Below are 13,330 nucleotides of genomic sequence, written 5' to 3'. Positions count from 1 at the left end.
TACCCCACCTCAGAGCCAACAGCTGAAATTGGGGGGCTTTGATATCAGTTTCAAAACATAAACCCACTTATTTTGACCGAAATCAAACCTTTTTTCCAACAATTGTTTTTTACCGGACAACAGTGAATCAAGTTCAGGAGGACGATTCGTTGCAAAATGGATTTTCTTGAGGGATGTACTAACCGATTCGTCATGCTGAAGGTTAATTTTTTTATTTAAGAAATCACATCAATGGTAGGCCACGAAAGATCCCTGCATTTTATCTTCTGACTTCAATTCTACACTAAACCTTCTCTGCCAGAGCACAGTTCAAACACAAGGTTGCCTATCGCGAGGTGCGAAAAATGCTTTTTTCTTCGCCCTTTCCCTCCCGGGGAAAGGTGCCGCCAGGCGGATAGGGGCTTACTTTTTAGACATAGCACTGGTCAATAATCCTAATCCTGCTTCATTTCCCTGCATTAGCGCGAGGTCTGCAGCGGTTTGTCCGCGAGCATCGGTTACTTCTATGTTTGCGCCATTGTCAAGCAGCAATTGGAGCACATCATTTCGGCCAAACATACTGGCGAACATTAATGCTGTTCCACCGTTGCCATGCTGAAGGTCGAGCTGCGCACCTTTCTCAATCAGGATTTTCGCAATCTCAATATATCCTTTAAAGCTTACCCCCATCAATGCGGTATTGCCTCCATAATCGGCGGCGTTAATGTCAGCCCCGGCATCAAGCAGTAGACGTGCAGCTTCTAGTTGGTTATTATAACAAGCAATAATTAGCGGCGTATATCCCTTTTCATCACGGGCATTTACGTCTGCACCTCTGCGGACAAGTTCCTGCAAAACTTCCATTTCGCCTTTTCTGGCTGCAGGTATCATCAGTTGATCGATATTTTCCATGAATTCAAAACCATAAATTTCATTTAAAGTTTGGCTTTCATTTTCAATAATTGGGAGATCGAATATTTGAAAATAATATTGAAGTGGCTCTATTGGTAAACTGGTTAACTTATCAAGCTTTATGCTAAAAATAGTGGTGATAAATTCACGTATTAATACCTGAAAACTCTTAAAACCATTTATACCTGGCGGAGGTTCTAAATAAGCATATTATATGTAAAATTAAGTCTGAGAGGGGTGGCGTATTTATAGATTGAAAATTAAATCTTTTGAATCTGCTCCATATTCGAACCCCTACCAGATGCCAATCGACATAAACAAAACATTCATATGAAAAAACAGGAAAGCGGTACTGAACCAAAATTAAGTACTAAACCGACGAAAGATTCATCATCAGCACTTAACGAACTTTTTACTGATGGTATCCGTGACCTATATTGGGCCGAAAATCATTTGGTTAAAAATTTACCAAAAATGATCTCTGCTGCTACTGCACCAGCACTTGTATCTGCCATTGAGGCACATTTAGAAGAAACCAAAACTCACGTATCGAGGTTAGAGCAGATTTTTGAATTGCTTGATGAAAAAGCGATTGCAAAAAAATGCGATGCCATGGAAGGGATTACCAAAGAAGGCGAGGGCATTGTAGAAGAGACTGAACCGGGTACAGCTACCAGAGATGTAGGTATTATTCTGGCATCGCAAAAGGTAGAGCATTATGAGATTGCATCTTATGGTGGCTTGGTACAACTGGCTACAACTTTGGGTTTAACTGAAGTAGCTGAGATTTTGGAGCAAACACTTGCAGAAGAAAAAAGTGCAGATCAAAAACTATCTGATGTTGCAGAAAAAGAGATTAACTACAAAGCAGCCCAGGAGGCATAGAGAAAAGATATAATGGCCAAGAAATCAGTAGAAAATACAAGTAAGCCTGAACAGGTTGAAAATGATAAAACCAACAAGTTGGAGGAATTTGTTGCCGATAGTACCGGGCAACGGTTAACCACTAATCATGGTGTGAAAATTAATGATGATCAAAATTCGTTAAAGGCGGGTGATCGTGGCGCAACTTTACTGGAAGATTTTATCTTAAGAGAAAAGATTACGCACTTCGATCACGAAAGGATTCCGGAGCGTGTAGTACATGCAAGAGGATCTGGTGCCCATGGCGTTTTTAAAGTATATGAAGATATGTCTGATCTTACCCGGGCGGCATTTCTTTGCGATCCGGGAGCAGAAACACCAGTATTTGTGCGGTTTTCTACCGTTGCAGGGTCAAGAGGATCAACAGATCTTGCCCGTGATGTAAGGGGCTTTGCTGTTAAATTTTATACGCAGGAAGGTAACTTCGACCTCGTTGGAAATAACATGCCGGTTTTCTTTATTCAAGATGCAATTAAATTTCCTGACCTGATACATGCTGTAAAGCCTGAGCCGGATAATGAGATGCCTCAGGCAGCTTCTGCACACGATACCTTCTGGGATTTTATTTCGCTGCTTCCTGAATCTGCACACATGATTATGTGGGCCATGAGCGATAGGGCTTTGCCAAGAAGTTACCGCATGATGGAAGGATTTGGTGTGCATACATTCAGATTAGTAAATGCCGCTGGCGTATCAAGTTTTGTTAAATTTCATTGGAAACCATTGCTTGGCGTGCATGCGGTAGCTTGGGATGAGGCACAAAATATTTCCGGGAAAGATCCTGATTTTCATAGAAGAGATTTGTGGGATGCTATCGAAGCCGGCGCTTTTCCGGAATGGGAATTAGGTGTTCAGATTGTAGCGGAAGAAGATGAATTTAAGTTTGATTTTGATCTGCTTGATCCGACCAAACTGATCCCGGAAGAGTTAGTTCCTGTTCAGCGCATTGGTAAAATGACGTTAAACCGGAATCCGGATAACTTTTTCGCAGAAACAGAACAAGTGGCTTATCATATCGGCCATGTGGTACCGGGAATTGATTTTACCAATGATCCATTATTACAGGGCAGACTTTTCTCTTATACTGATACGCAGTTAATCAGGTTAGGCGGACCAAATTTCCATGAGATTCCGATTAACCGACCAGTAATTCCAGTTCATAACAATCAACGTGACGGCCATATGCGTCAAACCATTAACCGTGGTAAAACGAGCTATGGTCCGAATGCGATTGCTGGAAACGATCCACAGCAAACAACAGCTGCGGATGGTGGATTTACAAGTTATAATGAACGCATCGACGCCAGAAAGATCCGGGCCAGAAGTAAAAGCTTCCTTGACCATTTCTCTCAGGCAAGATTATTTTTCAATAGTCAGTCTGACCCTGAAAAAAACCATTTAACTGATGCCCTTAGTTTTGAGTTGGGTAAAGTTAAAATGGTAGACATTAGAGAGCGGATGCTTGGCGTTTTAGCTCATATAGATAAAGGCCTGGCGGCTGCGGTTGCCTATAATTTAGGTTTACATGTGCCTGAAATCCCATTGAATGAACTTAATGGCAGTATTCCTGCAGATGCAGATCTGGCAGATTATACGCCAGAGCAAAAAGAAGGAACTTTGGCGAAATCTGAAGCCTTGAGCATGGCCAACACCATAAAGGATTCAATTGCGACTAGAAAAATTGCCATTCTGGCAGCCGATGGAGTGGATGGAAAATCATTGAGCAAAGTAAAAGATACATTGGTTGCGCAAGGTGCCGTGGTTCATATTATTGCACCGAAATTAGGCGAAATTATTTCTGCCGAAGATCAGAAGATTCAGGTTGATGAAAGTTTCTTAACTGCCGCATCTGTACTTTACGATGCCGTGTATGTTCCGGGAGGAACGAATAGTGTGGCGAGTTTAGAGGCAGAAGCCAATGCTGTTCACTTTCTGAATGAAGCTTTTAAACATTGCAAAGCCATCGCGGCAGATTCAGGGGCCATTCAGGTTTTGGAAGCCGGATATTTCTTTAAGAAGCTTCCGGCAGAATATTCTGCAGAAACTGTACTGCGGGAAGGTGTGATCGTTTCTGATGATCTTGCTTCACTGACAGATTTATTTGTTCAGATGATTGCACTACACAGATTCTGGGAACGAGAAGTGCCAAGGAAAATTCCGGCATAATCTTATTCCATTGTCATCATAAATTTAAGACCGGGCGGCAGTCCGGTCTTTTTTGTAGATACAAGTATTAATTTTAAATCAACTATCATATGAATAATCAAAATCATGCCCCCCGTGCAAGCGAGGCAGAACACGAAAAATTTGAACATGGCCTTGTAGAAACGCGATGGACACAAACCGGAGAACCCTACTATGTGGCAAAAGACGGACTTGATCTGCAGGAATTTGCCGCATTAGCAAAATTAATTCTCGAAGACGAAAAAGCCATTGCCCACGATTTTACGTCAAAGGTAGTAAGTGAATCAGGAGACCAGGAAGTATCTTTTGAATATAAATCAGGATGGTTTCTCGAAGGATTAGGAGAAGGGGAGATCGAATAGCCTGATCTATTTTGGTTTTTCTCTTTTTGGCTTTAGTCTTTGAGCTTTAAGCTTTCGTCTTTAATCTTTGTTCCTTCATCTTTGTTCTTTCCCCGTTTCATCATCAATTCCCAACCCATGGATAAACTTCAACGTAGCGTATACATCATACTTTTTCTCATTCTCTTTTTTGGAGGACTTTACTTCGCCAGTTCCTTTTTAATCCCTCTGGCGCTTGCAGCAGTATTTTCGATGCTTTTCATTCGCTTGTGCGGCTATTTTGAAAGTAAAGGGATCAACCGCGGGGTGGCGGCGCTTTTTTGCATGCTAATTTTTGTCTTTACAGTTGTATTAATTGTAGGACTTTTGTATTGGCAAATGGGATCATTTACCGAAAATATAGAGGAGATGAAGTCGCGGTTAAGTAACATGGTTACTGATGTGAGGGCCTGGATTAATGAAAAAGCGGGCATTAACCAGAAGCAACAGCAGAAAATTGTAGAAGGGCAAGGCGAACAAACGGGTACGATGGTGATGAGTTTCGCCATCAACCTGGTTTCTATTGGCGTTAGCACTGTTTTGGTTTTGGTTTACATGTACCTTTATCTGTATTACCGATCTCATATTAAGCGTTTTATCTTGAAACTAGTTCCGCAAAATGAAAAAGAAAATGCTGCAGATATTGTGCATGAATGCGGGAGTGTTGCCCAAAAATATTTAAGCGGCCTTGGCGCCATGATTGGTGTGTTGTGGATCATGTATGGAATAGGTTTCAGCATAGTAGGGATAGAAAGTGCCATTTTCTTTGCTGTACTTTGTGGAATACTCGAAATTATTCCTTTTGTGGGAAACCTTACCGGAACCTGCCTCACCGTTCTTTCGGTGATTGCCCAGGGAGGAGACAGCAAAATGATCATTGGCGTGCTCATTGTTTACGGGTTGGTACAATTAATTCAAACCTATATTTTAGAACCCTTAATTGTGGGAGAGCAGGTAAATATTAACCCGCTTTTTACCATTATGGCCATTGTTTTAGGTGAGTTTGTTTGGGGAGTGGCCGGCATGATTCTCGCCATTCCATTGTTGGGGATTTTAAAAATTATCTGCGATAGGGTGCCGGCATTAAATGCTTTTGGCTTCCTGATCGGACCAATTTCCCCACCAAAACGAAGAAAAAATGTTTTTAGCAGGCAACGCTAGAAAGTAATAAACTACAATGGTTATTGTGCTTACTAATTACCTGGTTTGTTTTGGGTAGCCTCCAGAATTGTTTTTAAAGTGTTCCAAACATTTCTGGCGATTATTTCATAACCTTCGGCAAGCGGGTGGATGCCATCAAACATATTCAGGTGCGGAATACCAGCTACACCCTCCAATAGAAAGGGAACCAAGTGTATTTCATTTTTAGCAGCAAGGCGGTTGTAAATATTCCGGTATCCAGCTGCTTTGGCACCAGGAATCCAACCGGGTAACTCAATTCCCAGCAGCAGAATTGGCGCAGACGGATGATGTTGTTTCACCTGATTAATGATATATTGAAGATTCGCTTCGACATCTGAAGCAGAATGCCCCCTGATTAGATCATTTGCACCGAGTTCAAGCACAAAAATATCAGTTTGCATTTCTAATATTGGCTTTAAGCGATTTAATGCCGAAAAGGTGGTATTTCCACTTAAGCCAGCATTAATCACATTAAAACCACCACCATTTTCATTAATTGTCTTTTGAATCAATGCAGGGAAGGATGCGGTTTCGGGATCTCTTAAACCATAACCTTGAGTAAGACTATCGCCAAAAAAAACAATCTGTTTCATAATAGGTCAACAGATTTTCATTTGGTTTGTTTAGCGCAATAAGAAAGGTCTAAGGTTCAGTTTATCTGTACAATTGGCGTTAACCGGAAATCATTTTACCAGTTGTAAATTAATGAGTTAGTTTTCAAGTAAATATAAAATCTATAAAACAAATACTACAAAAATGGAATTATACACACATGTATTTGTTGAAATTTAAAAAGCCATTCATAACAAGCTTATCAATGATGATGATGGTCGGATTGACCGTTTTACAAAGTTGTAAGAAGCATCAATCACAAGTTGGCACTCACCTCGTAGAGGCGACAGGCAATAAGATTTTTAAAGAAATCGACATGGATGAATTTGGGAAGCGAATGAAATCTGCAATTTCCGACCGCTCAAAGACATTACGAAATCCAAAATTTACAGATGCACTTTACTCGGCTAATGGTTACGGACCTATTCTTGTTGAAAAATATTTGTTAGATAGCGGGCTTATCAAAGCTGCAAATGTAATTGCATTGGCCGAAGATCATGGCTTATTGCCAGAAACTTTTAAGCTTTCGAAATTTAAATCTGCTTTGGTGAAAACTTACAATAAAGCAGCGGTAACAGACCTTGATCTGGCTTACCAAACCCTTATTGATCTGGAGCTGGCAGCCAGCAATTCCATTACAAGTTATAGTCAGGGGATGGAATTTGGCGTGGTTAGTCCACGGAGAATTTACGCACAATATTATACCAAAACAAAGCGTCCAGATTCTTTAAGTTTTAAAAAACCATATCAAACGGCTAATTTGCCTGCATTTCTAGACAGCATTCAGCCGAAAAGTGCAGATTATAAAATGTTACAGCAGGCGTTAAAGCAAAATGTACTTGCACCGGGTTACTCTGCCGAAGAAAGTAAAAGGATTATTCAGGTTAACCTGGAAAGACTTCGCTGGCAGAATAATCCAACAGAAGAAAAATATGTATGGGTAAATATTCCTGAGTATCAACTTCAGGTAATTGAACATGGAAAGACATCATTAAGCATGAAGGTATGTGTGGGAGAGGGGAGAGATCAACCTGCTGTGCAGTCCTTGGCAGAGTATGATGATGATGACCTGGAAAAAGATCGTCCTTTTAACCGGGAAACGCCGCAACTAAAAAGTATGATCCATAGCGTTCAGGTAAATCCCGTTTGGAATATTCCGCAAAGCATAGCCACCAATGAAATCGCTACGCAAGCTGCAAAAGATCGTTATTACCTCAGCAATAAAAGTATCGATGTATTTTACAAAGGTAAATTGGTTAATGACCCGGAAACCATTGACTGGACAGCTGAAGATGTTGGGAAGACTTATACCTTTAAACAACGCCCCGGTGATGATAACTCTTTGGGGAAAATCAAGTTCCTGTTTAATAACCAAAGCAGTGTTTACCTGCATGATACACCTGCAAAAGCAGCTTTTAACCAAAGCGAAAGAGCGGTGAGCCATGGTTGTGTGCGGGTGGAACAGCCACTGGAACTGGCAAGAGCACTTTTTGGTCCGGGGAAAAAATTTGATCGGATCAGCACCGAAATGGTTAGCACCGATCCAAAAGCAGAGAATATTTCACTTCCGAAACAAATTCCAGTTTACCTCAGCTATTTTACCTGTTGGCGGGATACAACTGGCGCATTGAAGTTTGCTAAGGATGTTTATGGATTAGATGCTGTATTATACACACATCTTACCAGCATTTAATCCATTCTTAAAAATGTTCCGTACAAAGCTTCTTTATTGATTTCTGGCATTGCGGCCAGATAGGCACTTTTTTCATTCAGATAAGCAGATGAATATTTTTCTGCCGACCTGTTTATAAAAAGGACACTGCCTTCCCCCAGAGAAGAAATTAACTGATCAGAAAATTCAGGGGAAACCGCAGGGCAACCCTGGCTTCTGCCTAATCTGCCTAAAGCCGCTATTGTACCTTCACTAACATAAGGTGCGCCATGAATCACGATAGAACGAAGTCTGGCATTATCATTAAATCCGGGATCCATACCATCAAGTTTTAATGACCGGCCGTGCGCGCCGTGATATTCTTCACCTGTAACATAAAAGCCAATGCTACTGGTAAATGAATCATTTTTGTTGGAGAAAGTTACGGCCTGATCTTCTCCACTGCGTTGCCCATGAGCAACCCAGGTGTTGAGCAACACATCTTTTTCATCAACATTGAGTACATATAACCTTTTGCTTGTGCTCGGTTGATCAAAATCGGCAATGGTTAATAATGCATGATCAGATAATCGGCCAGCTTTCTTCAAATTATAGAAACCCGTTAAAGCCTTTTCAAACACGGGAAAAGACAGGCCCGACTCTTTTAAATGGGCTGATTGGTAAAGTGTTTCTGCATGGTGGAGATAAGCAGTATTTGAACGAGCTTCATTTTCACTTTCCAGACTGACGTTTTTTTTGTCGTTATTTTTCCATGAAGTAAAAACGGAGCAGGTAGCGATTAATAAAAGACCGGAAATTCCTAAAATGTATTTTCTCATAGATATATGGATAAAAAAAATATTAGGTAAGTCTTTTTCTATAGGCTGTTTCTTTTAATTATTAACTTAAAGATACGAAAATGTTACAGAAAATCAAAGTTTTAAGTGAATAATCTTCAGTTTTTAAAGTGTTTTTTACCTCTTTTTTATGAAGCTAAATGCTTTTATAACAGTAATCTTCAGCAAGAATTTAACAGACTTAAATTTTCCGAGAACCTTTTGCCACACACCATGTTTATTATACAAAACGATATAAAATGATTGAGAAGAAAGAGCTTTTATCTGAAAATTTGAAGGACTTTATGGATTATTCTATAGAAGTGCTAAAATCTATGGATGGTACCCCGGAACATACTCCCGAAGAGCAGGAACTGGTTAATGCCAAGATTCAGAATTTGAAAATCTATTTGAAACTTTTAGAGGTTTCATATAATGAAAACACCCCTCAGGGTAGTATTGGTAAGGCACCAGCTGAAACTCCAGCTATTCCGGATATTGTGATATAATGTTGATGTCATTATCCACGACTGTAAAAGAGAATGAATCGATGTGTAGTGACGGATTCATTAATAATGTTAAGTCTTTTAATGAATATAACTTTTAAATAAAATAATTATGAGCGAGCAAGATAAAAATAAAAATTTAGGGGATACACAGGCTGAGCATTCGGCTGATAAATCCAATATGCCTGAGAATCAAGTTCCCAGACATCGCAGTAACGATAACAATGAAGAAAACAAAGTTAAAAGTGATGCTGGTTTTCTAAGTCGCGAGGTAGGAGAGGGCGATTTTGGATCGGAAGAAGCGCGTGCTGATGCTGATAAGGGAAATGAAGGTGAAGCAGGTAACATGCCTCACTCCAAGCCAAAATCTGAAGATGAATAACCATAAAGGACAGTGGAAAATACCCCTATGAATGATATTTACGGCTAACGAAAAGATCGTGATTTAAGTTTAAAATGTAATTGTAATGTCTTTTACTTTGATGGCCGCTGAATTTCTTGATTCAACGGCCATTAACATTTTAACGTGATGGATTTAAACTTGATGAATTTCTGATGTGAAATGGGGTTATCTAATTTAAATAACCATTGGTTACAGCAAAACGAATAAGTGCGGCTGTATTTTTAGAGCCAGTTTTATCAATTAGCGACTGGCGATGTCCTTCTACTGTTCGTTTGCTCAGGAAAATTTTATCGGCCATCTCTTGGTTGGTATAACCTTTTGCAATAAGGTGGAGTACCTCAATTTCGCGCATCGATAGTTCAATCTGCAGATGCGTTTGTTCTGTTTGTACGGCTGAACTAATTAAAAGCCTGTTTAGCAAAACCTGTGAGAGTTCGCAACAAAGGTACTTTGTACCCGAGTAAACAGTTTTTAGCGCAAACATCATTTCATCCTCATTAACATTTTTCATTAGATAGCCATGACTACCTTCCAGAAAGGCTTGCGCCACATATTTCTCATTATCAAGCATGGATAGCACAATCGTTTTAACTTCTGGTGATCGTTCTTTCAATTCGCGAATGAGGGTTATGCCATCCATTTCAGGCATATTAATATCCGTAAGTACAATATCAGGTATAGTGCCTGCAGCAATCAGGTCTAAAACTTCTTTTCCATTGCCTGCTTCTCCAATCACCTGAACGTCTGGTTGTGATTCAAGAATAAGTTTAATGCCGTTCCGTACAATAATATGGTCTTCTGCTAGTATAATCTTTAACATCGCTATAATTTAGTTTTTTTGGGGCCTCCCTAATTTTTTGAGGTCCTCTTTTAATTTTTCTATATGCACTTAAGCTTCTCTGTTTTTTATTAAGTCCTTCATTTACGGCCCGATCATACCAGTTCCATTAACATAGTGTTGCAAATAAAATCCTTTCTGAATGTGCAATTCAACGATCAGTTTTCTGACAGAAACTTAATATGCGTTCTTGTTCTTTGTTAACAATTTCTAAAAAAGAAAGTTCAATAGTTCTGTGTCTATAAAGTAAAAAGGACCAAGGAAATGGCGGTTATACACCAGCACCTTTTTTTCTAAATCAATTAAGAACGTAGCGTCTAGCGATTGATTAATTACCATTTCGGTATAATATTTAAATAAACCTTGTATTTGGGCACTCATCAATTATTAGGCTGATTTGGTTAAAATAGTGTATAATACGCCATTAATGAGGTTATACATCCCTGGTGTGGCACTATACGTAAAATTATATATTTCTTTCATTTGGTTAACTTCCTTAAAAATTTGTGAAGGAATTATTGTGAAAAATGCGCAATTCCTTACACCCGATAGCAAAATATAATAATTAATATTCCTTGATAAAGCGATTTAATAGCGGCAAATTGCGATCCATGTTTTTAGTTTCGGCATTACAAGTTACAAAAATGTGTTGTTGGCTATCTACTCATTTGTAAGGGGTAGATCACGTAGTTCTATGAGTATTTATGCGGACTGCTATTTGCCTAGCGGAAGCTTTCCTCTGAAAGGGAAAGGGTGTGTAATAAGGATTTATTGTGGCAAGGTGTTTAGCAGGTAGCAAAAGACCCTATTCCCGTGCAGGCATCTTTCTCTTGAAAGGGCGTGGAAATAGTGATTCATAGCTGCGATGTGGTTAACATTTGGAATTTGCAGGATATTATCTCTCTGTCTATCTTATTTAATAATGATATTGATTTAGCGGGTTTTATACTGTTTCAGCATCTTCTTTAATCCTAACCTGGCATGGTGAATATAGGTTTTAACCGTTCCCAGTGGTAAATTAAGTTCATCGGCAATCTCCTGATATTTATAACCTTCAAAATATCGGATAAATGGCAGTGAATAGATTTGGGGAAGATTATTTAATGCTTTCCTGATATCTTCCATTGCAAAACTGGTTTCGGCGGCATTGGCAGTGGCACCATATGTCATCTGACTTACAGGAACTTCATCTTCACGTACCACGCGACTTCTGTGCTTTACATTTTTGTGGTAATTGTTGATAAATGTATTTCGCATAATTACGAAAAGCCAGACTTTAGTATTGGTTTGGTAATCACACCTGTAAGCAAATCGAGTAGCTTTAACTAGTGTATCCTGAACGAGGTCGTTTGCATCGTCGAGGTCTTTGGTGAATTTAAATGCATGCGATATCAATGATTTAGCATGTGTCTTCACACTCATAGCAAATTCATTTTCTGTCATAAGTAACTGTTTAATTTTTAAGGCGAGCAACGTTGGTTTTACGATGGCAGCTTCAAATATTTAAGATATTAGCTGTTTTAAAACGATTGCGGTGGAAATGTTCTTCTGGCAGTATCACGTTGAATGGTATCCCCGGTGGTAGTGCCCTTTTTTGCAGGTTTACTTTTTTCTGTTTTCTTTTTAATAGTCTCCTGTCGGGTTTGCGCTATGGCTGGCCAGGTTAATGACAGCGATAGCATGAAAATAACTAACTTTTTCATAAGGTTTGATTTAGGTAAACATTGTAAAAACAACACCAAAAATTTTGGGAGGGTTTTCAGATCTAAATGATAAACAGGTTATTCCCTTCAAAACGGGTATATATACTTACCATAGTAGGTATTTTTATCGCTTGTCCGAATAAATACAATAGGGTATGAATATTGTGATTTTATATTGGTTGTCAGTGTGTTGTGTTTTTTATTCCGTATTTCTTACTTTATTTTTAAAAAGCCCCTATCCGCCTAGCGGCACCTTTCCCCGGGAGGGAAAGGACGTGTAATAATGATTTATTGTGGCGGGGTGGGTCAGAATGTCTCTATCTGCCTTGCGGTATTTCTCCCTTGGAAAGGAAAGAGTGTGTAATAGGGATTACTGTGGTGGTAACAGTCAAAAGCGTTGGGGTTTTAACCACAGATGGGTATGGATTATATTAGTTTATGAAAAACTCCTATTTGCATGGTGGCACCTTTCCGCTAATGATTAGCTTCCTGTTCAGGCGTTACTTATAGACCATTAATGGATAAAACTTACCAATCTGATAGTGGTACACTGCAAATAATGTCTTGAAGGTAATAAGGAAAGAATGGCGGACTGCAATTTCTTAATAGTGCCAATCGGACGAATTTATCAGCAAATTAGATCCATTTTCTGCAAGCGATCATCTACTGCTTTGTTTCTCATTCTGCTTAAAGTTTCTAAACGCATTACCAAATAACTGGCAAGATAGCGTTGTGGGATGCGATTCATTTCAGAATGGTCACTTTCAAATTTTAAATACCGGCCCATAGCACTAGGTATTCTGGCTAAAATAGATCTTTCAGATGCCGCATGGTAATTACTTTCCAGCAATTTTCTGGTAATTACTTGTGATTCTGGATATTCTAAATTAAGGAAATCAATGAGTTTGTAAGGAATCCGAATGAGCTGACAATCTTCCAAAGCCTGCAGGTATTCGATGGAATAATCTGAGGTATTGCCTGGATGTTTAATGGCTTCGATAAATTCATTCTCGAAACCAAAGCGTGTACTGATGTCTTTCTTACCTTCTTTTACAAAAGCCCTTACTACTCCCTTTAGCAGAAATAAAGCCGAGTCGTTGGTATCAATTGGGGAAAGAATAAATTTATTTTTTTTAACATTCAGAAGTTTGCATTCTTTTCTATGCTGCATCTTGAATGATTCTGAAAGTGGATGAAACTGTTCCATAAAATCGAACAGA

Annotated in this window: 14 protein-coding genes; 7 read left to right on the top strand and 7 right to left on the bottom strand. The window is 39.3% G+C overall.

Features of this window, described 5'->3' with window-relative positions; translation table 11 throughout:
* Window positions 1-402: 402 nt before the first annotated feature.
* Window positions 403-891 (bottom strand): ankyrin repeat domain-containing protein, encoded by a 489-nt coding sequence (locus ACN1CD_RS14735; protein ID WP_419131144.1) that lies wholly within the window; start codon window positions 889-891, stop codon window positions 403-405.
* A 330-nt stretch (window positions 892-1,221) separates the two neighbouring features.
* Here ACN1CD_RS14735 and ACN1CD_RS14730 point away from each other — a divergent pair, with 330 nt between their 5' ends.
* The 4 genes from ACN1CD_RS14730 to ACN1CD_RS14715 all read left to right on the top strand — a co-directional run bounded on the left by ACN1CD_RS14730 (window position 1,222) and on the right by ACN1CD_RS14715 (window position 5,540).
* Entirely contained in the window at window positions 1,222-1,776 is a 555-nt protein-coding gene (locus tag ACN1CD_RS14730; protein ID WP_419131143.1) for a ferritin-like domain-containing protein, read from the top strand.
* 12 nt (window positions 1,777-1,788) lie between these two features.
* Window positions 1,789-3,981, top strand: a complete 2,193-nt coding sequence (gene katE, locus ACN1CD_RS14725; RefSeq protein WP_419131142.1) for a catalase HPII — start codon at window positions 1,789-1,791, stop codon at window positions 3,979-3,981.
* 89 nt (window positions 3,982-4,070) lie between these two features.
* Window positions 4,071-4,361 (top strand): hypothetical protein, encoded by a 291-nt coding sequence (locus tag ACN1CD_RS14720; protein WP_419131141.1) that lies wholly within the window; start codon window positions 4,071-4,073, stop codon window positions 4,359-4,361.
* 117 nt (window positions 4,362-4,478) lie between these two features.
* Window positions 4,479-5,540 (top strand): AI-2E family transporter, encoded by a 1,062-nt coding sequence (locus tag ACN1CD_RS14715; protein ID WP_419131140.1) that lies wholly within the window; start codon window positions 4,479-4,481, stop codon window positions 5,538-5,540.
* Window positions 5,541-5,572: 32 nt separating this feature from the next.
* Here ACN1CD_RS14715 and ACN1CD_RS14710 read toward each other — a convergent pair whose 3' ends face one another.
* Complete coding sequence (locus ACN1CD_RS14710; RefSeq protein WP_419131139.1) at window positions 5,573-6,154, bottom strand: arylesterase; 582 nt, start codon at window positions 6,152-6,154, stop codon at window positions 5,573-5,575.
* 224 nt (window positions 6,155-6,378) lie between these two features.
* Here ACN1CD_RS14710 and ACN1CD_RS14705 point away from each other — a divergent pair, with 224 nt between their 5' ends.
* The gene (locus ACN1CD_RS14705) at window positions 6,379-7,866 is read left to right on the top strand and encodes a L,D-transpeptidase family protein (RefSeq protein WP_419131138.1); all 1,488 of its coding nucleotides are present in this window, start codon (window positions 6,379-6,381) and stop codon (window positions 7,864-7,866) included.
* Here ACN1CD_RS14705 and ACN1CD_RS14700 read toward each other — a convergent pair.
* On the bottom strand, window positions 7,863-8,663 hold the full coding sequence (locus ACN1CD_RS14700) for a murein L,D-transpeptidase catalytic domain family protein (RefSeq protein WP_419131137.1): 801 nt from the start codon (window positions 8,661-8,663) through the stop codon (window positions 7,863-7,865). The two genes, ACN1CD_RS14705 and ACN1CD_RS14700, sit on opposite strands and share 4 nt — an antisense overlap.
* Window positions 8,664-8,920: 257 nt before the next feature.
* On the opposite strand from ACN1CD_RS14700, the gene ACN1CD_RS14695 reads away from it, so the two are divergent.
* Both ACN1CD_RS14695 and ACN1CD_RS14690 read left to right on the top strand, forming a co-directional pair.
* Window positions 8,921-9,169 (top strand): hypothetical protein, encoded by a 249-nt coding sequence (locus ACN1CD_RS14695; protein ID WP_419131136.1) that lies wholly within the window; start codon window positions 8,921-8,923, stop codon window positions 9,167-9,169.
* 109 nt (window positions 9,170-9,278) lie between these two features.
* On the top strand, window positions 9,279-9,548 hold the full coding sequence (locus tag ACN1CD_RS14690) for a hypothetical protein (RefSeq protein ID WP_419131135.1): 270 nt from the start codon (window positions 9,279-9,281) through the stop codon (window positions 9,546-9,548).
* 190 nt (window positions 9,549-9,738) lie between these two features.
* Here the strand turns inward: ACN1CD_RS14690 and ACN1CD_RS14685 are convergent, their stop codons facing one another.
* The 4 genes from ACN1CD_RS14685 to ACN1CD_RS14670 form a co-directional block, all read right to left on the bottom strand.
* Entirely contained in the window at window positions 9,739-10,389 is a 651-nt protein-coding gene (locus tag ACN1CD_RS14685) for a response regulator (protein ID WP_419131134.1), read from the bottom strand.
* Window positions 10,390-11,340: 951 nt separating this feature from the next.
* Complete coding sequence (locus ACN1CD_RS14680; RefSeq protein ID WP_419131133.1) at window positions 11,341-11,850, bottom strand: RNA polymerase sigma factor; 510 nt, start codon at window positions 11,848-11,850, stop codon at window positions 11,341-11,343.
* Window positions 11,851-11,927: 77 nt separating this feature from the next.
* Window positions 11,928-12,110: a hypothetical protein gene (locus ACN1CD_RS14675; RefSeq protein WP_419131132.1), complete on the bottom strand. Its 183-nt coding sequence runs from the start codon at window positions 12,108-12,110 to the stop codon at window positions 11,928-11,930.
* Window positions 12,111-12,738: 628 nt separating this feature from the next.
* Window positions 12,739-13,281: a Crp/Fnr family transcriptional regulator gene (locus ACN1CD_RS14670; RefSeq protein ID WP_419131131.1), complete on the bottom strand. Its 543-nt coding sequence runs from the start codon at window positions 13,279-13,281 to the stop codon at window positions 12,739-12,741.
* Window positions 13,282-13,330 lie beyond the last annotated feature (49 nt).

It is taken from the genome of Pedobacter sp. N23S346, assembly GCF_048515415.1.
Taxonomy (GTDB): Bacteria; Bacteroidota; Bacteroidia; order Sphingobacteriales; family Sphingobacteriaceae; genus Pedobacter.
This window is presented reverse-complemented; position numbering and strand designations above follow the sequence as displayed.

What these genes read in the sequence shown, in the direction of transcription:
- ACN1CD_RS14680 (WP_419131133.1), bottom strand. Translation starts at nt 11,850, where the DNA reads ATGACAGAAAATGAATTTGCTATGAGTGTGAAGACACATGCTAAATCA.
- katE (WP_419131142.1), top strand. Translation starts at nt 1,789, where the DNA reads ATGGCCAAGAAATCAGTAGAAAATACAAGTAAGCCTGAACAGGTTGAA.
- ACN1CD_RS14730 (WP_419131143.1), top strand. Translation starts at nt 1,222, where the DNA reads ATGAAAAAACAGGAAAGCGGTACTGAACCAAAATTAAGTACTAAACCG.
- ACN1CD_RS14690 (WP_419131135.1), top strand. Translation starts at nt 9,279, where the DNA reads ATGAGCGAGCAAGATAAAAATAAAAATTTAGGGGATACACAGGCTGAG.
- ACN1CD_RS14720 (WP_419131141.1), top strand. Translation starts at nt 4,071, where the DNA reads ATGAATAATCAAAATCATGCCCCCCGTGCAAGCGAGGCAGAACACGAA.
- ACN1CD_RS14715 (WP_419131140.1), top strand. Translation starts at nt 4,479, where the DNA reads ATGGATAAACTTCAACGTAGCGTATACATCATACTTTTTCTCATTCTC.
- ACN1CD_RS14705 (WP_419131138.1), top strand. Translation starts at nt 6,379, where the DNA reads ATGATGATGATGGTCGGATTGACCGTTTTACAAAGTTGTAAGAAGCAT.
- ACN1CD_RS14735 (WP_419131144.1), bottom strand. Translation starts at nt 891, where the DNA reads ATGGAAAATATCGATCAACTGATGATACCTGCAGCCAGAAAAGGCGAA.
- ACN1CD_RS14675 (WP_419131132.1), bottom strand. Translation starts at nt 12,110, where the DNA reads ATGAAAAAGTTAGTTATTTTCATGCTATCGCTGTCATTAACCTGGCCA.
- ACN1CD_RS14700 (WP_419131137.1), bottom strand. Translation starts at nt 8,663, where the DNA reads ATGAGAAAATACATTTTAGGAATTTCCGGTCTTTTATTAATCGCTACC.
- ACN1CD_RS14695 (WP_419131136.1), top strand. Translation starts at nt 8,921, where the DNA reads ATGATTGAGAAGAAAGAGCTTTTATCTGAAAATTTGAAGGACTTTATG.
- ACN1CD_RS14670 (WP_419131131.1), bottom strand. Translation starts at nt 13,281, where the DNA reads ATGCAGCATAGAAAAGAATGCAAACTTCTGAATGTTAAAAAAAATAAA.
- ACN1CD_RS14710 (WP_419131139.1), bottom strand. Translation starts at nt 6,154, where the DNA reads ATGAAACAGATTGTTTTTTTTGGCGATAGTCTTACTCAAGGTTATGGT.
- ACN1CD_RS14685 (WP_419131134.1), bottom strand. Translation starts at nt 10,389, where the DNA reads ATGTTAAAGATTATACTAGCAGAAGACCATATTATTGTACGGAACGGC.